Below are 238 nucleotides of genomic sequence, written 5' to 3' on the forward strand. Positions count from 1 at the left end.
GTTCTTCAGCCTGTCCTCGCCGGTCACATAGATCTCGCGCGCGGTCACGTACTCGCTGAGGCTGGGGTTGATCAGGCCGCCGCGGCCGTCGGCGTAGACGATGAAGCGCACCTCGCCCAAGCGGTCGGTATGCAGCTGATACTCGCCGGCAGCCAGGCTGATCGGCCGCGACGCGTGCGCGGCCACCGGCAGGTCCTTGCCATCGATGCTGATCGTCAGCGGCGCATCGGTCGGGTTG

1 protein-coding gene is annotated in these 238 nt (G+C 67.6%); it reads right to left on the reverse strand.

The window, feature by feature from the left end:
* Nucleotides 1-238 (reverse strand): hypothetical protein (locus tag AC1RPY_RS08185; RefSeq protein WP_481763187.1); only part of this gene is annotated, 238 nt, incomplete at both ends.

Source organism: Dellaglioa sp. CoH-56-MRSF-12, assembly GCF_056782075.1.